We start from the raw sequence: 22150 nt of genomic DNA, 5'->3' as shown, positions 1-22150 counted from the left end.
ATTGAAGACGAGTGCCGTCGGAGGCAACACCTATTGAGGAAAAGTTTCAGCGTTTACGTGGTGAACGCCGGCCGTCGCCGGCTTTCACACCATGCTGGCCGCCGGCCGGTGATCGACACGGGACGAGGGCGGTAGGCTCCCCGCCCATGGTGGCGATCGACGGTGTGACCGACCTGTGGGAGACGCTGCTCAGCGCGCAGCCGGACCCGCCCCCGCTGCTGGTGCTGCTCACCGGCCTCGTCGCGCTGGTGGTGGTGTCGACCCGGGTGCCCTGGCGGGTCGCCCGCAACGCGATCACCATCGCCCACGAGGGTGGGCACGCCCTCGCCGCACTGCTCACCGGCCGCCGGCTGCACGGCATCCGGCTGCACTCGGACACCTCGGGGCTCACCCTGTCCGCCGGCCGGCCCACCGGCCCGGGCATGGTCCTGACCCTGCTCGCCGGGTACGTCGCCCCGCCGCTGGTCGGCCTGGCCGGCGCGTGGATCCTCGGCGGCAACCGGATCACGCTGCTGCTCTGGATCGCCGTGGCGCTGCTGCTCGCCATGCTGATCATGATCCGCAACGTCTTCGGCATACTGTCGCTGCTGGTCACCGGCGGGATCGTGCTCGCCGTCTCCTGGTACGCGAGCCCCCAGGTGCAGGCGGCGTTCGCGTACACCGGGGTGTGGTTCCTGCTGCTCGGCGGGATCCGTCCGGTGGTGGAGCTGCAACGGCTGCGCGCCCGGGGCCGGATGCCCGCCTCCGACGCCGACCAGCTCGCCGGGATCACCCCGTTCCCGCCGTTCTTCTGGGTCACCCTGTTCGCTCTGGTCAACCTGGTGGTCCTGGTCACCGGCGCGGTGCTGCTGGCCGGCCCGATCCTCACCGAGGCCGGAATCACCGTCTGAGCACCGTGCCGCCGACCCCTCACGTCGGCCGGACATCGCCGTCGCGGGGCAGAATGGGGCCGTGCGGTACGTGATCATCGGTGCGGGGGCGGTCGGGGGAACCATCGGCGTGCAGCTCGGGGCGGCGGGGCGCGACGTGACCCTGGTCGCCCGGGGCGCGCACCTGACGGCCATCCGGGAACGCGGCCTGACACTGCGCCGGCCGGACGGGGACACGACGTCGCACGGGCCGGCCGTCGACGGGCCGGGGGAGCGGCCGCTGCCGGCCGACACCGTCCTCGTCCTCACCGTGAAGTCGCAGGACACCGCGTCCGCACTCGCCGTCTGGGCGGACGCCCCGGTCGCCGGGGGTGGAACGGCGGCCGAGCGCCTCCCGCTGTTCACCGCGCAGAACGGAGTCGCCAACGAGCCCGCCGCGCTGCGGCTCTTCGCCGACGTGCACGCCGTCTGTGTCTGGCTGCCCGCGACCCATCTCGAACCCGGCATCGTAATCGCCAACGGCCACCCCCACCCGGGCATGTTGCACCTCGGACGGTATCCGTCCGGTTCGGACGGCACCGACCGGGCCGTGGCCGCCGACCTGACCGCCGCCGGCTTCGTCGCGCCGGTCCGCGACGACGTGATGCGGTGGAAGTACGGCAAGCTGCTCGCCAACCTCGGCAACGGGCTCCAGGCGCTGCTCGGGGCGGACGTCCCCGGCGACCTGTCGGAGCGCGTACGCGCCGAGGGCGAGGCCGTGCTCGCGGCGGCCGGCATCCCGCACACCGACCGGGCGGAGGAGGTGGCCGAACGGGGTGACCTCGTCGGGCACCGGCCGGTCGGCGGCGAGGCGCGGTCCGGCAGCTCCACCTGGCAGAGCCTCGCCCGGGGCGCCGGGTCGGCCGAGGCCGACCACCTCAACGGCGAGATCGTCCTCCTCGGCCGGCTGCACGGCGTACCCACCCCGGCGAACGCCGCCGTGCAACTCGCCATGCGGCGAGCGGTGCGGGAACGGATCCCGGCCGGGAAGTTCCCGCGCGCGGACCTGGAGCGGCTGCTGGGCTGAGCGCCGCCCGCGCAACTTCAGCGAAGGAGTGGCCTCCCGTCGCGGAGAGGGGCCACTTTCCCTGAAGTTGCGCGGATGACGCCGCTAGCGGCGAGCCCGGCGCGCTGCGCCGCGGTGCGGCGCAGCGCGTACGGCGTCAGAGCGGGATGTTGCCGTGCTTCTTCGGGGGCAGGGTCTCGCGCTTGGTGCGCAGCACCCGCAGGGCCCGGACGATCTGCGCCCGGGTCTCGTGCGGCGGGATGACCGAGTCGACGTAGCCGCGCTCGGCGGCGATGTACGGGTTGGCAAGGGTGTCCTCGTACTCGGTGATCTTCTCGGCCCGGACGGCGGCCGGGTCCTCGGCGCCGGCCAGCTCCTGCCGGTAGAGGATGTTCACCGCGCCCTGCGCGCCCATCACCGCGATCTGGGCGGTCGGCCAGGCGAAGTTCAGGTCCGCGCCGAGGTGCTTCGAGCCCATGACGTCGTACGCCCCGCCGTACGCCTTGCGGGTGATGACGGTGACCTTCGGGACGGTCGCCTCGGCGTACGCGTAGATGAGCTTCGCGCCACGGCGGATGATGCCGTCCCACTCCTGCCCGGTGCCGGGGAGGAACCCGGGAACGTCGACGAAGGTCAGCACCGGGATGTTGAACGCGTCGCAGGTGCGCACGAACCGGGCGGCCTTCTCACTGGCGGCGATGTCCAGGGTGCCGGCGAAGTGCATCGGCTGGTTGGCGACCACACCGACCGGGCGCCCCTCGACGCGCCCGTAGCCGATGATGAGGTTCTGCGCGTACAGCGGCTGCACCTCGAGGAACTCGCCGTCGTCGAGGACGTGCTCGATGACGCGGTGCATGTCGTACGGCTGGTTGGCCGAGTCCGGGATGAGGGTGTCCAGTTCTCGGTCCTCGTCGCTGATCGCCAGGTCCGCGGGGGCCTCGTAGACCACCGGCTCGTCCAGGTTGTTCGACGGCAGGTACGACAGCAGCGCCTTCACGTACTCGATCGCGTCCTCCTCGTCGGTGGCGAGGTAGTGCGCGTTGCCGCTGCGCGAGTTGTGGGTCCGCGCGCCGCCCAGTTCCTCCATCGCCACGTCCTCACCGGTGACCGTCTTGATGACGTCCGGGCCGGTGATGAACATGTGGGAGGTCTGGTCGACCATCACGGTGAAGTCGGTGACGGCCGGCGAGTAGACCGCGCCGCCCGCGCACGGGCCCATGATGAGCGAGATCTGCGGGATGACGCCGCTGGCCCGCACGTTGCGGAAGAAGATCTCGCCGTAGAGGCCGAGCGAGGCGACGCCCTCCTGGATCCGCGCGCCGCCGGAGTCGTTGATGCCGACGACCGGGCAGCCGATCTTCATGGCCAGGTCCATCACCTTGACGATCTTCTCGCCGAAGACCTCGCCGAGCGAGCCGCCGAAGACGGTGAAGTCCTGGGCGAAGACGCAGACCTGGCGGCCGTCGATGGTGCCGTAGCCGGTGATCACACCGTCGCCGTACGGGCGGCTCTTCTCCAGCCCGAAGTTGGTCGACCGGTGCCGGGCCAGCTCGTCCAGTTCGACGAAGGAGCCCTCGTCGAGCAGCATCTCGATCCGCTCGCGCGCGGTCTTCTTGCCCCTCGCGTGCTGCTTCTCCACGGCGCGCGCCGACCCGGCGTGCACCGCCTCGTCGACCCGGCGCTCCAGGTCCGCCAGCTTGCCCGCGGTGCTGTGGATGTTGATCCCGGTCTCGGTAGTCACCCAGGGAATATAACGATGGTTCAGGCCGGCGCCGCTGTGCAGTACACCTCAATACCGTTCGTCGGCGTGACCCGTAGGCTGGCGGGATGCCGGGCTCCCCGTACACGGATCTGGACCGCCCGCCGCTGTCGGCGGCGCGGCTGCGGCGTGCGCTGGTCGCGCCGCACGGCCCGTGGGCGCGGCTGGAGCTGCGCACCGAGACCGGCTCGACCAACGCGGACGTGGCCGAGGCGGCCCGCAGCGGCGAACCGGAGGGCCTGGTGGTGGTCGCGGAGCGGCAGACCGCCGGCCGTGGGCGGCGGGGCCGCGCCTGGCAGTCGCCGGCCCGGGCGGGCATCGCGACGAGCGTCCTGCTCCGGCCGGGCGAGGCCGTCGCCGACCGCGGCTGGCCGCCGGCACCTCCGTCGGCGTACGGGTGGCTGCCGCTGCTCGCCGGTGTCGCGCTGGTCGAGGCGGTGGCCCGGCTGGCCGAGCTGGACGCCACCCTGAAGTGGCCGAACGACCTGCTCCTCGGCGACGCGAAGTGTGCCGGGATCCTCGCCGAGGCGGTGCCCGGAGCGACCCCGGCGACGCCGCCCGCGGTCGTCCTCGGCGTCGGCCTGAACGTCACCCTCCGCGCCGACGAGCTGCCGGAGAACCCCACCGGCCTGCCGGCCACCTCGCTGCAACTGGCCGGTGCCGCCGCGACCGACCGGGATCCGCTGCTGCGTGCCCTGCTCCGCTCGCTCGCCGAGTGGTACGGCCGCTGGCGGACCGCCGGTGGCAGCGCCGTCGACAGTGGGCTGCACGAGGCGTACCTCGACTCGTGCGCCACGGTCGGCCGCCAGGTGCGGGTGCTGCTCCCCGGCGGCGGCGAGCTGACCGGCACCGCAACCGGCGTGGACCCCGACGGCCACCTGGTGGTGACCAGCCCGGACGGCGACCACCGCCTCTCCGCGGGCGACGTCCTCCACCTCCGCTGAGCCGCTCCGCCCGCCACCCGCCCGCGATCTTGCAGTTCCTGCCCCGGCGAAAGCGGCAAACGGTGCGAAAGAGGGGCCGAAAGTGCAAGATCGCGGGAGTTGGGCGGGGACGTCCGCGCGGCTGATCCCCGGGCGGCGTCCGAGCGGTTAGCGTCTGCGCGTCCCGTTCTGTCATGGAGGTGTCTGTGGCGTTTCCCGAGGACGTGCTCACCGACGACGAGCACGTCGTGCTGCACCTGCACCCGCACTGGAGGGCCCTGGTCCGGCCGGTCGTGGTGCTGGTGCTCGCCGTTGCCGCGGTGGTGGCGGCCCTGGTCCTGCTGCCGTCGGGCGGAGGCGGGTCGGTCGCGCTGGCCGTGATCGGCGGGCTCGCGCTGCTGGCGGTGCTGTGGTTCGCGCTCTGGCCGTTCCTGGTCTGGCGGACCACCCACTACCTGTTCACCGACGAGCGAGTGCTGATCCAGCAGGGCGTGCTCTCCCGGGACCGCCGGGACATCCCCCTGACCCGCGTGAACGACCACGCGATGAACCAGCGGTTCAGCGAGCGCCTCTTCGGCTGCGGCACCCTCACCATCGAGTCCGCGGGCGAACGCGGCCAGTCGGTGCTGCACGACGTGCCGCAGGTCGAACGCGTCCAGACCACGCTGTACGAGCTGGTGGAGGCCCACCACGACAAGCACTCGCTGGGCGACGCCGAGATGCGCGACATCCTCGCCGACGCCCAGGACGGCAAGCCGCTCCGCGAACCGAACTGACCGCCAGGGCCGGTGTCGAAGTCCGGGCGCGGCCCGGGCGGTGACGGCGATACAGCTGAGCAGACGGCCGCCTCACCCGAAGGGGGTGAGGCGGCCGTTCGTGGCGTCAGGGTCGGCGGCCGCGGCGGGTGCTGCCCTGGAGTTCGGCGGCGAGTTCCGCCTCCAGCTCCCGGTCCAGGGTGAGCCCGACGTCCTGCGGAACCGTCCGCCCCTGGAGCGGTGTCCCGGCAGCCGGCCGGGTACCCGGTGGGGGCTCGGCCTCCTCCAACTCGGAGATCGACTCCGCCAGCTCGGCGACCGGGTCCATCTCGGCCATCGTGTCCCACTCGTCGCGGGGGATGGTGTGCCAGGTCTCCGCCGCGTGCGCGGGAGCCGGTTGGAAGACGAACGTCCGGTACGACCAGAACCGGAAGAGGGTGGCGAGCCCGACGCCGCAGGTCTTGGCGACGTTCAGGGCCAGGAGGCTGGTCACTCCGAAGCCGTACTTCGCGGCGGCGAGCACGCCGAGTTCGATCAGGAGACCGACGCCGTTGAAAAGGAAGAAGAGGGCGTATTCGCGACGCATCGCCGATTTCGGGCGGTCGCGGTACGTCCAGTGACGATTCATCAGATACGACGTGATCGTCGCCACCACGGTCGCGATGACCGTCGCCTTCAACTGACCGTTCCGGAAAACGGTGAGTGCCAGGGCATTGAACACCGCGTAATTGATGACGGTGTTGACGCCCCCGACGAGGCCGAATTTGAGCGCCTCGCGGACGAACTTCTGCCAGCGCTCAGGCAGGAGACGGACAAGACGCATGCGGAACACCTTAGGGCAGTCGACAGGGCCGGAACGTTCCGGCCGGACGGGATGGGCGCCAGGTCACGCCGCGTGTCGGTCGTGCGTCACTTCCGGAACGGACGGGATTCCCGCTTCCGGGAAGACGAATCGCCGGTAGGACCAGAAGCGGAAGAGCGTTCCCAGTCCCGTGCCGACGATGTAACCGGCGATGTTGTCGGCGAGCGGCGTCCGGAAGATCTCCGGCCAGACGCTGCCCAGCCCGTAGCGGCTGATCGCCATGCAGGACACCGCGATCGCCAGCCCCACCGCGTTGAAGAGGAAGAAGAGCGCGTACTCGCGGGCCGGGTTGGAGCGCTGGCGGTGCCGCCACGTCCAGAAGCGGTTGCCGAGGAAGGCGACGGTGGCGGCGATGACGGTGGAGATGATCCGCGCGGTCACCGGCTCGACGCCCATGGCGAGCGTCAGGTAGTTGAAGATGGCGAGGTCGATGAGGAACGCGACCCCACCCACGGTGGCGAACTTGCTCAGCTCCCGGACGAGGTGACCGAACCGGTCGAGCAGGGAGCGGAACAGACCCGGGTCGGTCTGCCGGGAGCCGGGCTCCCCGATCATTGTCGCGGCCACCCCGCGAGCCTACCGGCTGTATGCCCGCCGTACGGGTAGCAACGGCGAGCAGGGCGGCTGGTGGCGGCGTCGATGAGCGGAGCGTAACCGGCCTGGTGCCGGCGCGGAGGTCGTTCCGCGAAGCCCGACGGCGACCCTCGGGATCGGACGGCGGTTGGTGTCCGTCGGGCCCACGTTCCGAGGTTCGCCGCAGGATTTGCGTGAAACTGCGCGTGAAAGCGGGTATCAGCTCGTGATGCCGCAGCGTGGCCGTACCTTGTGCAGTTCTTCACAACCAGTCCCACTGACTGGCGACGCAACCCGGTTTACGCTGAGGCCAATCCCAGGTTTCCACGAAGGCGACGCATAGCGCCGTCAAGACTCGTGCATCCCATAGACCGGTCAGCGTCGACCACCAAGGAGATGTGTCATGGTTGCTCCGGCCACTGTTCGGGGTATCGATCAGGCCCCGACGTCCCACCCCAAACTGCTCGCCTGGGTCCGTGAGGTCGCGGAACTGACCACCCCCGACCGGGTCGTCTGGGTGGACGGGTCCGACGAGGAGTGGCGTCGTCTCACCGATGAGCTCGTCGAGGCCGGCACCCTGATCCGGCTCAACCCGGAGAAGAAGCCCAACTCGTTCTACGCGCGGACGGACCCGACGGACGTCGCCCGGGTCGAGGAGCGCACCTTCATCTGCTCCGTCGACGAGGCGGACGCCGGCCCCACCAACAACTGGATGGCGCCGGCCGAGATGAAGCGCGTCATGACCGACCTCTACCGGGGTTCGATGCGCGGCCGGACGATGTACGTCATCCCGTTCGTCATGGGCCCGGTCGAGGCCGAGAACCCCATGTTCGGTGTGGAGATCACCGACAGCCCGTACGTGGTCGCCTCCATGCGGATCATGACCAGGATGGGCGCCAAGGTCCTCGAGGCCATGGGCAACGACAGGGATTTCGTCCACGCGCTGCACTCCATCGGCGCCCCGCTCGCGCCCGGTCAGCAGGACGTGCCGTGGCCCTGCAACGAGACGAAGTACATCTCGCACTTCCCGGAGACCCGGGAGATCTGGTCGTTCGGCTCCGGCTACGGCGGTAACTCGCTGCTCGGCAAGAAGTGCTACTCGCTGCGCATCGCCAGCGTGATGGGCCGCGACGAGGGCTGGCTCGCCGAGCACATGCTCATCCTCAAGATCACCTCGCCGGAGGGCAAGGTCTACCACATCGCCGGCGCGTTCCCGTCGGCCTGCGGCAAGACCAACCTGGCGATGCTGGAGCCGACCGTCCCGGGCTGGAAGGTCGAGACCATCGGCGACGACATCGCCTGGATGCGGTTCGGCCCGGACGGCCGGCTCTACGCGGTCAACCCGGAGTACGGCCTCTTCGGCGTCGCTCCGGGCACCGGCTGGAAGAGCAACGCCAACGCCATGCGGACGCTGGACCGCGGCAACTCCATCTTCACCAACGTGGGCCTGACCGACGACGGAGACGTCTGGTGGGAGGGCATGGGTGAGCCGCCGGCGCACCTCATCGACTGGAAGGGCAACGACTGGACGCCGGAGAGCGACTCGCTCTCCTCGCACGCGAACAGCCGCTTCTGCACCCCGATCACACAGTGCCCGATCCTCGCCGAGGACTACTACGACCCGAACGGCGTGCCGATCGACGCGATCCTGTTCGGTGGCCGCCGCCGGGACACCGTCCCGCTGGTCACCGAGGCGCGTGACTGGGTGCACGGCGTCTACATGGGCGCCACGCTCTCCTCGGAGACCACCGCCGCCGCGTCCGGCGCGGTCGGCGTCGTCCGCCGCGACCCGATGGCCATGCTGCCGTTCATCGGCTACCACGGCGGTGACTACTTCCGACACTGGATCGAGATGGGCAAGGGCGTGGACGGCGACGAGTCCAAGCTGCCCAAGATCTACTACGTCAACTGGTTCCGCAAGGACCCGGAGGGCAACTTCCTCTGGCCCGGTTTCGGCGAGAACTCGCGCGTCCTGAAGTGGATCGTCGAGCGGCTCGAGGGTCGCGCCGACGCCGTCGAGACCCCGATCGGCATGGTCCCCGCCCAGGACGCGCTGGACGTCGAGGGCCTGGACATGACTCCGGAGGACGTCCGGATCGCCCTGAAGGTCGACCCCGACGAGTGGCGCAACGAGCTGCCGCTGGTCACCGAGTGGTTCGAGAAGTTCGGTGACAAGCTGCCCGGCGTGCTCTGGGCCGAGCTGGACGCGCTGCGCGCCCGGCTCGACGCGGCACAGCCGCAGAAGTAGGTGTGATCCCCGCGCCCGCGGGGCACCACCGGATCCCATGAGGACGGCCGCCGAGACCAGCGAGGTCCGGCGGCCGTCCGCCGTCCGGGCGCTCACCACGTTGCTCGCCGTGACGGCGGCGGCGACCGTCGTGGTCGAGCTGCTCAATTTCTGGTACGCCCCGGAGCAGGGTTTCGGCCTCGCGGTCCGGACCGGCTGGGCGCTGCTGCGTTCGCTCGGCTTCCTGCTACTCATCGGGCACGTCCGGCGCGGCCGTACCGTCGCCCGGCCGTTCGGGCTGATCCTCGCGGTGACCACCGTCTTCGCCGTCGGCCGGCTGATCGTGCCCCGGCAGGGCGTGCCGCCGCTGCCCGGTCTGCTCGGCTTCGCGCTGCTCACGACTCTCTGTGCGGCGGTCGTGTGGCTGCTGTACCGCTCGCCGGCGCTGGCCGGGCACCTGGTGCGGCACCGGCCACGGCTGGTCGTCGACCGGCGTGGCGTCCGGATGCAGGAGGTCCCGCCGCGCCGGCCGGAGGTCAGCGGCTGGCTGCTCACCGGGCGGGTGGCCGCATTCACCTACAGCCCACTCATGCTCGTCCCCGCCCTGGTCGCCGGTGGCGCGGTGCTCGACGGTCGGCTGGCCGCGGTGCCCGGCGTGCTGTTCTGGTTCGCCGCGGGGATCGTCACCAGCTACGCGGTGCTGTTCTGCACCGCGTTCCTGCTGCGCGGCAAGCGCTGGGCCCGCACCCTGCTCGTCGTGGTCACGTTCGCCGTCCTCGCCGTCGACCTGCCGCTGTGCTGGTGGCTGCTGGGCGTCGACGGCCTGGTCCGGGACGGCGGCCCGCTGGTCGCCGCCGCCCTCCTGACCCTGTACGCCCTCCACCGCGCCACCCGCGCGGAGGCCGCCGACCGCCGCCAAGGCTGATGCGGTACCCCAGAACCGGAACGCTGAGCCGTCCGGCGGGCGCGGCATGGCCGCCCCATCCATGAGGGCAGCTCGACAGCCTGGGAGCTGCCGACCCCCGTCGCGCCGGCGGCGGCGGGCTGGCGCATCAGCCGCTAGCCCGCCGATCCTCAGCAGCACGGCCGGCCGGCACGGATCGGTGTCCCGTGCCGTCCGGTGCGGTGCGGCATCGACGGTGGTGCCCTGCCTCCGGGCAGGATGGCGGGTGGGAGGCCCGCTCAGGGGAGGGACGCCGTGGACGACGAGTTCGACGTGGTGGTGGTCGGGGCGGGGCCGGCCGGGTCGGCCGCCGCCCTCGCGGCCCGGCGCGCGGGAGCGCGGGTGCTCCTGGTGGACAAGTCCGACTTTCCCCGGGACAAGCCCTGCGGGGACGGCATCGCCGCCCACGCGCTGAACGTCCTCGACGAGCTGGGCGTACCGGACGCGGTGGCCGGTTTCGCCCCGCTGCCCGCGCTGCGCCTGGTCGGCCCCGGCGGCGGAGCGGTGGCGCGGGCGCTGCCCCGGCCGGCGTACACCGTGCCCCGGACGGTCTTCGACGCCCGGCTGGTCGCGGCGGCGGTGGCGGCCGGCGCCCGGCTGTGCCGGCACGCGGTGCGCCGGGTCGAGGTGCGCGCCGACCGGGTGGTGCTCGACGGGCAGATCGCCGGGCGCGCCGTGGTGGGCGCGGACGGCGCCGGCTCCGTCGTGCGCCGGGCCCTCGGGCACCGTCCGAACCCGGACCGCCACCTGGCCCTGGCCCTCCGGGGGTACGCGCCCGCGCTGCCCGGCCCGCCCGAGCAGCTCATCGTCACGTCGGCACCGCGCTGGCCGGCGTACGCCTGGTCGTTCCCCATCGGCGACGGGCGCGCGAACGTCGGGTACGGGGAGGTTCTGCGGGGCGAGCCGCTGACCCGCGCGCACCTCGTCGACCGGCTCGGCGCGCTGCTGCCCGACACCGACACGGCGGCGGTGACCGACCTGCGCGCCCACCACCTGCCGCTCTCCACCCGTCGACCCGCACCGGGACGGGGACGGGTGGTGCTGGCGGGGGACGCGCTCTCGCTGATCAACCCGTTCACCGGGGAAGGGATCTTCTACGCCCTGCTCTCCGGGGCGCTGGCGGGTGCGGCGGCCGCCCGGGCGCCCGAGCACGCGGCCCGGCGGTACACCGAGGCGCTGCGTCGCCGGCTGGGCGTACACCTGCGGCACAGCTCGGTGGCGGCCTGGCTCGCACGGCGGCGGCCGGTGGTGGACGCGGCGGTCCGGGCGGCGAACCGGGACGACCGGGTCTACCGGACGGTGGTCGAGCTGGGGCTCGGCGACGGTCGGCTCGACGCCCGCACGCTCGGCATGATCGGCCGCGGTCTCGTGACCCGGAACGCCATCCCGTCACCTGATCCGTCGCCCCGGTCGCTACCCTGACAGGTGATGACTCTGCGGGATCTTGTCTATTCGGTGTACGAGCGCCGGCTCACCGCCAAGCTCGCGGGCAAGCCGGTGCCCCGACACGTCGGTGTCATGTGCGACGGCAACCGCAGGTGGGCCAGGGAGATGGGCTTCGTCGACCCGAACGACGGCCACCGGGTCGGTGCCGAGCGCATCAAGGAGCTGCTGCGCTGGTGCGACGCCGCCGGCGTCGGGCACGTGACGCTCTGGCTGCTCTCGACCGACAATCTCTCCCGGCCGGCCGCCCAGCTCGACCCGCTGCTCCAGATCATCGAGGACCTGACGACCGAGCTGGCCGAGGAGGGCAACCCCTGGCGGCTGCGCATGGTCGGCGCGCTCGACGTGCTGCCGGCGCACCACGCCGCGGCGCTCAAGGCGGCCGAGGAGCGCACCCGGGAGCGCACCGGCGGGGCGCAGGTCAACATCGCGGTGGGGTACGGCGGCCGGCGGGAGATCGCCGACGCGGTGCGCTCGCTGCTCCACGAGCACGCCAAGGCCGGCACCAGCATCGAGCAGCTGGCCGAGGCGCTCGACGTCGAGCACATCGCCGAGCACCTCTACACCCGGGGGCTGCCCGACCCGGATCTGATCATCCGGACCAGCGGCGAGCAGCGCCTGTCGGGCTTCATGCTCTGGCAGTCCGTCCACTCGGAGTTCTACTTCTGCGAACTCAACTGGCCGGACTTCCGCCGGGTCGACTTCCTCCGCGCGCTGCGCTCGTACGCCAACCGCCAGCGGCGCTTCGGCACCTGAGCCGGCCGGCGCCGGGCGCTCGGACGGCGGGACGTCAGGTGAGCCGGCGGGCGGCGTCGGTGAGGAAGTCGCCGAGGGCGGCGGGGGAGTCGATCGTCAGGTCGGCGGCGTCGGCGACCTCCTGGCCGGTCTCCGGGTTCGCCACGGCGACGCAGACGCCGAAGAAGTGGGGATCGGCGGCGGCGCGGGCGCGCAGCGCCGCGAAGGCCTTGATGTCGGAGACGTCGTCGCCGAAGTACCAGGCGCCCTCCGCGTCCCGGACCACCTCGTCGATGACCATCCCCTTGTCGCGGTCGACCGGGGGCTTCAGCTCCAGGACCATCCGCCCGGCCTGCACCCGCAGGCCCAGCTGCTCGGCTTGGGCGCGGCCCCACCCCTCCACCGCCGCTCCGAGATTCGGGGCGGTACGCCAGTGCAGCGCCACGGACAGCCGCTTGTACTCCACGAGCGCGCCGGCGGGCAGCTCGGCGCGGGCTTGATCGGCGAGGTCCGCCATGGTGGGCACCCAGGGCAGCGCGGCCGGCTCGGTCACCGTCTCCCCGCCCGAGTGGCTGTGCTCCAGCCCGTACAGGCCGTAGAGGTCGACCCCGGCGAGCCCGCCGAGGTGGTCACGGAGGAACTCGACCGGGCGCGCGGAGACGATCGCCACCCGGCGTACCACCGGGGCGAGCGCCTCGATGGCGGCCAGCACCTTCGGCGCCGGCTGGACAGCGGTCGGATCGTTGTCGACGGGCGCCAGCGTGCCGTCGAAGTCGAAGAAGAGAACGGTTCCGGCCGCCCGGGCGGCGGTCGTGCGCCAGGCCAGGTCGGCGTTCAACGGAGTCTTCGGCTGCTGCTTGCCCAGATTCAACGGCGGCACGCGCGACAGCGTACCCCGGGTGTGGCGGCTCATTCCCGGCCGTGACGCACCCCTCCGCCCGGCCTCTTTGGTGGGCGGCCGCGTGGGGCCGGCGGGTGCGCGGTCAGCGTTCGGCGGCTCCCCGTCCCCGTCGCCCGAACGGGACGACGGCCGCCTCCTGACTGTGGCTGAGCAGGTACCCCTCCACGAATCCGGTGTTCCGGTCGCCGGCGCTGGTTTCGATCTCGTTGAGCCGGGCCACCAGGAACTCGGTGAGCGCGCTGACCCGGTCGTTGAGCCGGTCGTTCAGTTCGGCGATTACGGCCAGGACGACGCCGGTGCCGGCGGCGGTGAGCGTGAGGAGGTTGACGAGCAGGGGAAGCTGCCCGCCGTTCACCGCCAGGATCACCGCGTTCCCGGTCAGGCACAGTGTCAGCGACACGGTGGTGACCATGACTGCCAACCACTTCAGGGTCATGGACAGACCCCTCCTTCTGTCCCGCAGGGCTGGGTTCGGCCTTGTCCCGTCCCCCCGCCGACGACGAGCCCAAGCAGTACGAATACGGACGCTAGCGCGCCGAATCCGGCCCCGGAGCGAAACGAATGAGTCTGACCAGCCGTTCTTTCGCCATCTGAGGAACTACCCGGCCTGTTTACCTCGTTTTCGCACGTCGACCGGGAGAGTCGGGCGATATGCGAGGTAGCGGATGGTCTCCCGGATGTGGAACTTCTCCGCGTCCGACACGTTGGGGTCGACCAGGCGGCGCAGCAGCGCCTCGACGTCGGGGTCCATCGGGGGCGGTGTCGGCGCGGTCCGGGGGGTGGCCCGCCGGTCCCAGCCCAGCGCGGCGAACGCGGTCGCCGGGTTGAGGCCCAGACCCTCACAGAAGGCCACGACCCGTTCGGCCTCCGGGTCGCTGGCCCAGTCGCCCCGGACCCACCGGTTGATCGTCTGCCGGGAGACGCCGGTGCGCCGGGAGACCTCGGTGCCGCTCCAGGCCCGGGTGGCGCGTGCCTCTTCGAGGGCGCGCCGGACGAAGGTGGCGAAGGCGATCTTCCGTGCGTTGGCGGTCTCGGTCATCCCGTGACCGTACGACCAGCCGGCCGTGGCCGCCTCGCCCGGCACGCGCCTGTCACGCGAACGTGACGGGGTTTTCGGTTTCCCGGTAAACGATCCGGGACCGCTTCGGAGGGGTGTCACCTGGGCAGAATAGATAACCATAGGTGCGGGGGTAATCAGACGAAAAGCTGATACTGTCACGCCCATGGGACAGCCTACCGTGTGTCACGTGCAGGAGACGATGAGTGCTCACATGCGTGACATCTCCGGCACGAGGGGGACACGGTGACCGAACTCGCCACCCGTGCGCAGGCCTTCGGTCTGATCGCCGAGGGCGTCGCCGCCGGCCTGAGCGCACCCTGGCGCCTCTACCTGGCCCGGGGCTGCCGCTACCTCTCCCTCAGTGTCGGTGACCGTGGAGAGTGGAACGCCTGGCGTACCCACCTCGGCTGCCCCGAACTCAGCGTCCGGGTCTACGACGCCGGCGGCGAGATCCGTCGCGCGTCGGTGGCCGAGGTCGTGCTGGACGGGTGCCGGATCAGCGTCGAGCTGGTCGAGGAGGTCAGCACCGACGACCTCGACCGGCTCCTGGTCGTCGATCCCACCGCGGCCGAGCCGGAGGAGCGATGAGCACACAGGTACGGCACGCCGGAGCGGCCGGATGAGTCCATTCCTCGCCGTCTTCCTCGTCCTCGTCCTCGCGGCCACCAGTTACGCCGCGGGGCGCCTGCACGGCCAGCTCAGCTACCGGATCGGCTACCGCTTCGGATACCGGCAGGGCTACTTCGACGGTGACCGGGGCGCCTGGAACCGGCGCCGGCGGGACGCCCAGGCGGCCATCGCGTCCGCGCTCGCCGGGCCGCCGCCGGCCGACAACGCCGCCCGGGTCACCGGAACGGTGGTCCGCCCGGGCACCACGTACACCGGCTCCTCGTTCACCACGCCGGCCGCCCCGGTCACCGGGCGGCACCCGACCGGCACGCTGGTACGACGGACCGGCTGAGCCCGGCCGACGGGGACCCGAGACCCGTCGGCCGGTACCTGAGGCGCGGTGCGTCGTCCGCGGCGGACACGCACCGTCGGGGTCAGGTCAGACCGGTGACGCTGGCCCCGCCGGCCGGGATGCGCGCAGGGGGCATGCATCCCGGCCGGTTCCGCCGTGCCGGTCGGATGGAAGATCCACGTGCGCCCTCTAGCCGGGACGCTCCGGCGCCGCTAGCGTCTAGGCATGGCGCGGGGTTGTCCCGGGCCAGCCGGCAAGCCCGGATCTGCGACCTCGCGCACGGGGCCCGCATCCGACCCCGTGTCCCCGGGCACCGGAGGAGGCGGAACGCGGGTGGCGGGTGCCCATCTGCCGGAGCAGGCCTGTGACGACTCGCCGTACGACCGCCGGTGCCGACCAGACCCCGGCCGCGACTGCCACGACCCGCCGCGCCACCCGGAGCCGCCGCCCCGCGGCCGCCCCGGCCGGCAACGAGGAGCCCCGACCATCCGGCCAGGCGTTCGTCCTGGACACCTCGGTGCTGCTCTCCGACCCGGCGGCGTTCCACCGGTTCGACGAGCACGAGGTGGTGCTCCCGCTGGTGGTCATCTCCGAACTCGAGGGCAAGCGACACCACCCGGAGCTGGGCTGGTTCGCGCGCCAGTCGCTGCGGCTGCTGGACGAGCTGCGGGTGCGGCACGGCCGGCTGGACCGGCCGGTGCCGGCCAACGACCACGGGGGCACGCTGCGCGTCGAGCTGAACCATACCGACGACGGGGTGCTGCCTCCGGGCTTCCGCACCGAGTCCAATGACGCCCGCATCCTCTCCGTGGCGCTGAACCTCGCCGCCGAGGGGCGTGCGGTCACGCTGGTCAGCAAGGACATGCCCCTGCGCGTCAAGGCGGCCTCGGTGGGTCTGCGGGCCGACGAGTACCGGCACGGCCAGGCCAGCGACCCCACCTGGACCGGGATGTCCGAACTGGAGCTGACCGAGGACCAGATCAGCCGCCTGTACGCGGGTGAGTCGCTGGACGTGGACGAGGCAGCCGGGCTGCCCTGCCACACCGGGCTGGTGCTGCACTCGACGCGCGGCTCGGCACTCGGCCGGGTGCTGCCCGACAAGACCGTGCGGCTGGTCCGGGGCGATCGCGAGGCGTTCGGCGTGCATGGCCGCTCCGCGGAGCAGCGGATCGCGCTGGACCTGCTGCTGGACGACTCGGTGGGCATCGTCTCGCTCGGCGGCCGGGCCGGCACCGGCAAGTCCGCCCTGGCGCTCTGCGCCGGCCTAGAGGCGGTGATGGAGCGCCGCCGGCACAAGAAGGTGGTGGTGTTCCGGCCGCTGTACGCCGTCGGCGGCCAGGAGCTCGGCTACCTGCCGGGTTCGGAGTCGGAGAAGATGTCGCCGTGGGCGCAGGCGGTGTTCGACACCCTCGGCGCCGTGATCCACGAGAACGTCCTCGACGAGGTCACCTCCCGCGGGCTGCTCGAGGTGCTGCCGCTGACCCACATCCGGGGGCGCAGCCTGCACGACGCCTTCGTCATCGTGGACGAGGCGCAGTCGCTGGAGCGCGGCGTGCTGTTGACGGTGCTGTCCCGCATCGGCCAGGGCTCGCGTGTCGTGCTCACCCATGACGTCGCCCAACGGGACAACCTCCGGGTCGGACGGCACGACGGGGTGACCGCGGTGATCGAGGCGCTGAAGGGGCATCCGCTCTTCGCGCACGTCACGCTCAGCCGATCGGAGCGGTCGCCGATCGCCGCCATGGTGACGGATCTTCTGGAGGACAGCCCACACTGACGCCTCTTTGGGCGTGTTCGTCCACATAATTCGTGTGGCGCAAGTCACAATAGGGCCTTGTGGTTTCCCATCGGCCTCACCGTGCGCGATGGTGTCCCACGAGCGCTCACGCACCACGAAGATCGTCGGTGATCGTTCGCCCGCTCCGGCGGGACGACGTCGACGGCGCCGGGGTGGGTCGGCTGCGACCGTTCGGTCGGGGCGCTCGCCGGCGCGGATCCCCGCCCATCGGTGCGGTCCGCGTCGTGTCCTTGCACCCGACGAAGGGACCACTTCGTGAGTCGGCTGTGGAGCCGGTTGGGCGCCCGTACGGCCGCTGTCGCGCTGCTCTCCGTGGGCGTCGCCGGTGGCTTCTACCTGGGCGGCGACCGGGATCAGGGCCAGAACGCGCAGGTCGGCGTCGCGGTCGAGCAGGCTGCGCTGGCGCAGACCCGCCAGGTGCACTCCGCGAAGGAGCGGACCGCCGAGTACCAGGCGAAGCTGCGTGCGGCCGCGGTCGCCGAGGCGGCCGCCGAGCGGAAGCGCCGGGCCGAGGCCGCCGCGGCGTCGCGGAAGAAGGCCCGCGAGGCCGCCGCCAAGGCCGCCGCCGAGACGAAGGCCGCCGAGAGCAAGCCGTACGACGGGCCGATCCCGTCCTCCTGCGAGGAGTACAGCGGCAACCGGAAGATCGGCTGCGCGCTCATGATCGACGCGGGCTTCGGGATCGACCAGTTCCCCTGTCTGGACAAGCTCTGGACCAAGGAGAGCGGCTGGAACCACAAGGCCCGCAACTCGTCCTCCGGGGCGTACGGCATCCCTCAGGCGCTGCCCGGCAGCAAGATGGGCTCGGTGGCGGACGACTGGGAGACCAACCCGGCCACCCAGATCACGTGGGGCCTCGGGTACATCAAGGGCCGGTACGACACACCGTGTGGGGCCTGGGCCCACTCCCAGGACGTGGGCTGGTACTGATCGGCCGCCGGTGGCGGGGTGTGGTGGACCACACCCCGCCACCGGTGTTTCCACCGCCCGACACCTCCTCGGGTGGCGGCGGTGGCCGTCACCTGATAGCTGTTGACAGGTGACCCTGCTCCCGGGAAGCGGCGACCCGCACCGGTTCGGCACCGAGGCGTTCTACGCCGCACTCGGCCGGGCCTTCGTCGCCATGTGCGCGGTGGTGCCGTTCCTGTTCCTCATCGAGGCCGTCGACCAGGGCCTGGCGTTCGGGCTCGACCCGACGGCCGGCATCATCCCGAAGCGGATCGAGGGCCTCGACGGGGTCTTCTTCTCACCGTTCCTGCACCACGGCTTCGACCACCTCTACAGCAACAGCATCCCGTTGATCCTGCTCGGCACCTTCGTGCTCGCCGCCGGTGCCCGCCGCTTCCTCTGGTCCACACTGATCATCGTGTTGGTCAGCGGCCTCGGCGTCTGGTTCACGGGCTCGTCCAACTCGGTGGTGGTCGGCGCGAGCGGCGTCATCTTCGGCTACCTCGGCATCCTGCTCACCCGTGGCATCGTCGAGCGGAGCTGGTGGAACTTCGCGGTCTTCCTTCTCGTCGGCCTCCTCTACGGCTGGCAGCTCGTCGGCATCCTCCCCACCGACGAACGCATCTCCTGGCAGGGCCACCTCTTCGGGCTGCTTGGCGGGATCATCGCCGCGATCATCTTCCGGCGTCGCCGGCCGGACCTCGGCGGCCCGTACCACTCGGAATCGACACTCACGCTGCCCTGAGCTGCGCCGGCACGTTCGGCGCCGGTCGTGCGACACCCGTGGGAGACCCTTGCCTGACCGGCGCACCGCCTCTACCGTCAAAGATCAGCACCCGTTGATCCGTGAGCGGAAAGCGACGGTACGCCATGCGCGAGGTCGATGTCGCGGTGATCGGAGCCGGGCCCACCGGCCTCTTCGCGGCGTACTACGCCGGGTTCCGCGGGCTCTCGGTCGCGGTGATCGACGCGCTGCCGGAGCCCGGCGGCCAGATCACCGCGATGTACCCGGAGAAGCTGATCCTCGACGTCGCCGGGTTCCCGGCGATCAAGGGGCGGGACCTGGTGGCCAACCTGGTCGCCCAGGCCGCCCCCTTCGATCCGCTCTACCTGCTCGGCACCCGGGCGGAGAAGCTCTCGTACGCCGACGACCGGCCGGTGCTCGGTCTCGCCGGGGGCGAGCAGCTGGCCTGCGGAGCCGTGCTGATCACCGGTGGCCTGGGCAGCTTCACGCCCCGCCCGCTGCCGGTCGCGGAGCAGTTCGTCGGCGACGGCATCGTCTACTTCGTGCCGCAGCCGGCCGACCTCGCCGACCGGGACGTCCTCATCGTCGGCGGCGGCGACTCCGCCTTCGACTGGGCGCTGACCCTCCAGCCGCTGGCCCGCTCGGTGACCCTCGTCCACCGCCGGGAGAAGTTCCGGGCGCACGCCGCCACCGTCGCCCGCGTGCTCGGCCTGCCGGTGCGGGTGGTGGTGAACGCCGAGGTGACGAAACTGCACGGCGACGGCACGGTGACCGGTGCCGAGGTCACCGTCCGGGGCGGCGCGGCGGAGCTGCTGCCGGTCGACACCGTCGTCGCGGCGCTCGGTTTCACCGCCGACCTCGGCCCGCTGGCCGAGTGGGGGCTGCGGCTGGACCGCCGGCACGTCGTGGTCGACAGCACGATGGCCACCAACCTGCCCCGGGTGTTCGCCGCGGGCGACATCACCGAGTACCCGGGCAAGGTCCGCCTGATCGCCACCGGCTTCGGCGAGGCCGCCACGGCGGTGAACAACGCGGCCGTGGTGATCGACCCGTCCGCCCACCTCTTCCCCGGGCATTCCTCCGACGGCACCTGATCCCGGGACCTGATCTTCGTCGGGTCGTGGCCGGAACGAGACCCGCCACTGCGACCGTACGGCGATGGACGCCCGCGTACCGCCGCGTGACGGCGCCTCCGTCGCCCTCGCCTGGCTGGGTCATCCGGCGACGGTTCTCGCGCTGGTCGTCCTCGTGGTCAACGACCACGTGCTCAAGGCGGCGTTCCCGGGGCCGTTGACCGGCAAGCTCAGCGACGTCGCCGGCCTGGTGCTCGCGCCGCCGCTGGTCGCGGTGCTGCTCACGCTGGCGGTGCCCCGGCTGCCGGTGCACACCGCCGTCGTGGTCGGGCTGGTGTCGGTCGGCGCCGGCTTCGCGGTCGTCAAGTCCAGCGGGTACGCCGCCGAGGTGGCCTCCGCGGGGTGGACCGCCCTCGCCGGGCCGTCCGTGGTCCGGGCCGACCGTACCGACCTGCTCACGCTGCCGGCCCTCGTCCTGTCGGCGTGGAGCTGGTCCCGGGCCCGGCGCCACCCGGCCCAGGTGCGTACGGTCCGCCTGGTGCGGCTGGTCGTCCTGCTGCCGTCGGCGCTGCTGGCGGTCGCCGCCACCAGCGCGGTGGCCAACTTCCCCTACGCCGTGGGAACGTCGACGGTGGATGGTCGGCCCGCGATCGCGACGGGGAGCGGATCCTCCGGCTTCTGGCCCGAGACGGCGGCCGAAGCGCAGTGGTGGGTCAGCGACGATGCGGGCGGCACCTGGCGCCCGGCCTCGGTGAGTGAGGGTGCGCGCCTGACGGGTGCCGCCACGACCCCGCGCCAGCGCGGGTGCACGCCGGCAGGTGACCGGTGCTACCGGGTGGTGGCCGGCCATCTCCGGGTGGAGGAGAGCGACGACGGCGGCCGGTCGTGGCGGACGGGGTGGGAGATCTCGGACGCGCAGCGCGAGCCGTTGGCCCGCCGGTACACCGAACCCGGGGATGTGGGCCAGCACTTCTCCGCGCGGGAACTGGTCGTGTTCACCACACCGGGTGACGGGCACGGTGTGGTCGTCGCCAACGGTCGGGACGGTTTCGTTGTCCGGCATCCGGACGGCCGGTGGGAGCGTGCCGGATGGCTCGACCTCGGCGGCCGCGACGAGTTCGTCGGGCGCGACGACGATGAACTGCCTGCTCTCGGCGCGAGCGACCCGACCCAGCGGGGCAGCGACAACCTGCTCGTCGTCGTCCTGGCGTTGACGCTGGGCCTCGGGGTGCTGGCCGTGGCCGCCCATCTCGCGGTGGTGCGTTCCGGCGGCAGCGGACTCTGGGGTGCGGTGGCGGTGGTGGCCGGGGCGACCGCGGCCTTCCTGCTCGCCGGCATCTGGGACCGCTCCAACGAACTGGTCCTGCCCGGGACTGTCGTGCTGCTGGTGCTGCCGCTGGGTGCGCTGACGGCGGGCGGCATGCTGATCGTGGCCGCCACCCGTGGCCGGGCCTGGGACGGATGGTGGGGCGAGGTCTTCCGGGCGTTCCTGGTCACGGTGCTGCTGGCCGGCCTGCCGCTGACGGGCTGGCTGTTCGCCGTACCGCCTCGGACGTGGACCGCCGTGGTGCTGGCGGTACTCGCCACCCTGCCGGGCCTGTGGCTGGCTCGCCGGGCGGCCCGGTTGGCCGATCCGGCGCAGGCACGGCAGGGGGATCCGCCGTACCCGCCCGTGCCGGCCTGAGGAGGGGACGTCCGGCTGGGCTCAGCGCGGCAGGCCGATCAGGTCGGCCATCAGGGCGGTCTGGTGGTCGAAGTACTCGTCCCGGTGCGGCAGCGTGCGGTTGATCCGGCCGAACAGTTCGAAGCTGATCAGGCCGAAGAGCTGTGTCCAGCCGGCCATGCCCCGGGCGAGCAGCGCCTCCGGCAGCCCCGGGAAGTACGCCGCCGCGATGTCGGCCAGGTCGGCGCGGACCGGCTCGGGCAGCTCGTCGGCCGGTGGCGGAGTGAGCTGCCCGGCGGCCAGCCCGTCCCGCAGGATGCCGACCAGCGTCACCGGGGGCCGCTGGGCCGGCTCGACCGTGGCGTCGGGCGCCGCGTAGCCGGGGACCGGGCTGCCGTAGAGCAGCGCGTACTCGGCCGGGTGGGCGAGCGCCCAGCCCCGGGCCGCCCGGCACGCCGCGTGCCAGCGGCCGCGCAGGTCGGTCCGGTCGACGGCGGCGTCCGCCGCCTCCACCGCGTCGCCGAGGGCGTCGTACGCCTCCAGGATGAGCGCGGTGAGCAGGTCGTCGCGGCTGGGGAAGTAGCGGTAGATCGCGGACGAGACCATGCCGAGGTCCCGGGCGACCGCGCGCAGCGACAGGTTCGCCCCGTCAGTGGCCAGGTGGCGGCGGGCGACGGCCTTGATCTCCTCGATCATCCCGGCGCGCACCCGGGCACGGAAGGTGTTGGCGGCCATGGGCCCACTCTGCCACGTGTGAGAGCGCCAATCAAAACCGAGAGCACTGCTCTTGACGTGGCGCTGCCGGATGGGTCATGCTGGACGCGTTGCCGAGAGCAGTGCTCTCGGAACGGATCCCCGATTCGAAAG

General features: G+C 72.1%; 22 protein-coding genes. 15 read left to right on the top strand and 7 right to left on the bottom strand.

Features of this window, described 5'->3' with window-relative positions:
• Positions 1-146: 146 nt before the first annotated feature.
• On the top strand, positions 147-890 hold the full coding sequence (locus ACTMS0_RS00815) for a M50 family metallopeptidase (protein ID WP_441153122.1): 744 nt from the start codon (positions 147-149) through the stop codon (positions 888-890).
• A gap of 61 nt (positions 891-951) precedes the next feature.
• A complete protein-coding gene (locus tag ACTMS0_RS00810; protein ID WP_441153121.1) occupies positions 952-1935 on the top strand; it encodes a ketopantoate reductase family protein in 984 nt (327 codons plus the stop codon).
• 136 nt (positions 1936-2071) lie between these two features.
• Here ACTMS0_RS00810 and ACTMS0_RS00805 read toward each other — a convergent pair whose 3' ends face one another.
• Positions 2072-3655, bottom strand: a complete 1584-nt coding sequence (locus tag ACTMS0_RS00805; protein WP_441153120.1) for an acyl-CoA carboxylase subunit beta — start codon at positions 3653-3655, stop codon at positions 2072-2074.
• Positions 3656-3741: 86 nt separating this feature from the next.
• Between ACTMS0_RS00805 and ACTMS0_RS00800 the strand changes: the two genes are divergently transcribed.
• Together ACTMS0_RS00800 and ACTMS0_RS00795 are read left to right on the top strand one after the other, a co-directional pair.
• Positions 3742-4617, top strand: a complete 876-nt coding sequence (locus tag ACTMS0_RS00800) for a biotin--[acetyl-CoA-carboxylase] ligase (RefSeq protein ID WP_441153119.1) — start codon at positions 3742-3744, stop codon at positions 4615-4617.
• Between the two features lie 185 nt (positions 4618-4802).
• Positions 4803-5372 carry a PH domain-containing protein gene (locus ACTMS0_RS00795; RefSeq protein ID WP_441153118.1) on the top strand — a complete coding sequence of 190 codons (570 nt, stop codon included), beginning with the start codon at positions 4803-4805 and terminating at the stop codon, positions 5370-5372.
• A 106-nt stretch (positions 5373-5478) separates the two neighbouring features.
• On the opposite strand, the gene ACTMS0_RS00790 is transcribed toward ACTMS0_RS00795, so the two are convergent.
• The gene (locus tag ACTMS0_RS00790; RefSeq protein ID WP_441153117.1) at positions 5479-6174 is read right to left on the bottom strand and encodes a GtrA family protein; all 696 of its coding nucleotides are present in this window, start codon (positions 6172-6174) and stop codon (positions 5479-5481) included.
• Positions 6175-6237: 63 nt separating this feature from the next.
• Positions 6238-6768 carry a GtrA family protein gene (locus ACTMS0_RS00785; RefSeq protein ID WP_441153972.1) on the bottom strand — a complete coding sequence of 177 codons (531 nt, stop codon included), beginning with the start codon at positions 6766-6768 and terminating at the stop codon, positions 6238-6240.
• A 421-nt stretch (positions 6769-7189) separates the two neighbouring features.
• Between ACTMS0_RS00785 and ACTMS0_RS00780 the strand changes: the two genes are divergently transcribed.
• From ACTMS0_RS00780 to ACTMS0_RS00765, 4 genes are all read left to right on the top strand, one after another.
• The gene (locus tag ACTMS0_RS00780) at positions 7190-9034 is read left to right on the top strand and encodes a phosphoenolpyruvate carboxykinase (GTP) (RefSeq protein ID WP_441153116.1); all 1845 of its coding nucleotides are present in this window, start codon (positions 7190-7192) and stop codon (positions 9032-9034) included.
• Between the two features lie 37 nt (positions 9035-9071).
• Positions 9072-9938 (top strand): hypothetical protein, encoded by an 867-nt coding sequence (locus ACTMS0_RS00775; protein ID WP_441153115.1) that lies wholly within the window; start codon positions 9072-9074, stop codon positions 9936-9938.
• Between the two features lie 237 nt (positions 9939-10175).
• Complete coding sequence (locus tag ACTMS0_RS00770; RefSeq protein ID WP_441153114.1) at positions 10176-11378, top strand: geranylgeranyl reductase family protein; 1203 nt, start codon at positions 10176-10178, stop codon at positions 11376-11378.
• Positions 11379-11384: 6 nt separating this feature from the next.
• Positions 11385-12155, top strand: coding sequence for an isoprenyl transferase (locus ACTMS0_RS00765; RefSeq protein WP_441153113.1), 771 nt, complete (start codon positions 11385-11387; stop codon positions 12153-12155).
• A 34-nt stretch (positions 12156-12189) separates the two neighbouring features.
• Here the strand turns inward: ACTMS0_RS00765 and otsB are convergent, their stop codons facing one another.
• The 3 genes from otsB to ACTMS0_RS00750 all read right to left on the bottom strand — a co-directional run bounded on the left by otsB (position 12190) and on the right by ACTMS0_RS00750 (position 14074).
• The gene (otsB, locus tag ACTMS0_RS00760) at positions 12190-13014 is read right to left on the bottom strand and encodes a trehalose-phosphatase (protein ID WP_441153112.1); all 825 of its coding nucleotides are present in this window, start codon (positions 13012-13014) and stop codon (positions 12190-12192) included.
• Between the two features lie 103 nt (positions 13015-13117).
• Positions 13118-13471 (bottom strand): hypothetical protein, encoded by a 354-nt coding sequence (locus ACTMS0_RS00755; RefSeq protein ID WP_441153111.1) that lies wholly within the window; start codon positions 13469-13471, stop codon positions 13118-13120.
• A gap of 162 nt (positions 13472-13633) precedes the next feature.
• Positions 13634-14074 carry a helix-turn-helix domain-containing protein gene (locus tag ACTMS0_RS00750; RefSeq protein WP_441153110.1) on the bottom strand — a complete coding sequence of 147 codons (441 nt, stop codon included), beginning with the start codon at positions 14072-14074 and terminating at the stop codon, positions 13634-13636.
• Between the two features lie 264 nt (positions 14075-14338).
• On the opposite strand from ACTMS0_RS00750, the gene ACTMS0_RS00745 reads away from it, so the two are divergent.
• The 7 genes from ACTMS0_RS00745 (at position 14339) to ACTMS0_RS00715 (ending at position 21304) form a co-directional block, all read left to right on the top strand.
• Positions 14339-14683 (top strand): hypothetical protein, encoded by a 345-nt coding sequence (locus tag ACTMS0_RS00745; protein WP_441153109.1) that lies wholly within the window; start codon positions 14339-14341, stop codon positions 14681-14683.
• 31 nt (positions 14684-14714) lie between these two features.
• Positions 14715-15056 carry a hypothetical protein gene (locus ACTMS0_RS00740; protein WP_441153108.1) on the top strand — a complete coding sequence of 114 codons (342 nt, stop codon included), beginning with the start codon at positions 14715-14717 and terminating at the stop codon, positions 15054-15056.
• A 364-nt stretch (positions 15057-15420) separates the two neighbouring features.
• Positions 15421-16833 carry a PhoH family protein gene (locus tag ACTMS0_RS00735; protein ID WP_441153107.1) on the top strand — a complete coding sequence of 471 codons (1413 nt, stop codon included), beginning with the start codon at positions 15421-15423 and terminating at the stop codon, positions 16831-16833.
• A gap of 276 nt (positions 16834-17109) precedes the next feature.
• Entirely contained in the window at positions 17110-17784 is a 675-nt protein-coding gene (locus ACTMS0_RS00730; protein WP_441153106.1) for a lytic transglycosylase domain-containing protein, read from the top strand.
• A 109-nt stretch (positions 17785-17893) separates the two neighbouring features.
• Entirely contained in the window at positions 17894-18547 is a 654-nt protein-coding gene (locus ACTMS0_RS00725; RefSeq protein ID WP_441153105.1) for a rhomboid family intramembrane serine protease, read from the top strand.
• Positions 18548-18672: 125 nt separating this feature from the next.
• Positions 18673-19641 carry an NAD(P)/FAD-dependent oxidoreductase gene (locus ACTMS0_RS00720; protein ID WP_441153971.1) on the top strand — a complete coding sequence of 323 codons (969 nt, stop codon included), beginning with the start codon at positions 18673-18675 and terminating at the stop codon, positions 19639-19641.
• A gap of 64 nt (positions 19642-19705) precedes the next feature.
• The gene (locus tag ACTMS0_RS00715; protein WP_441153104.1) at positions 19706-21304 is read left to right on the top strand and encodes a hypothetical protein; all 1599 of its coding nucleotides are present in this window, start codon (positions 19706-19708) and stop codon (positions 21302-21304) included.
• Positions 21305-21325: 21 nt separating this feature from the next.
• Here ACTMS0_RS00715 and ACTMS0_RS00710 read toward each other — a convergent pair whose 3' ends face one another.
• A complete protein-coding gene (locus tag ACTMS0_RS00710; protein WP_441153103.1) occupies positions 21326-22018 on the bottom strand; it encodes a TetR/AcrR family transcriptional regulator in 693 nt (230 codons plus the stop codon).
• Between the last annotated feature and the right edge of the window lie 132 nt (positions 22019-22150).

It is taken from the genome of Micromonospora sp. H33 (assembly GCF_052068455.1).
Lineage (GTDB): Bacteria > Actinomycetota > Actinomycetes > Mycobacteriales > Micromonosporaceae > Micromonospora.
Note: the sequence above shows the minus strand (reverse complement) of the source record. Positions and strands in the feature narration are given on the sequence as shown.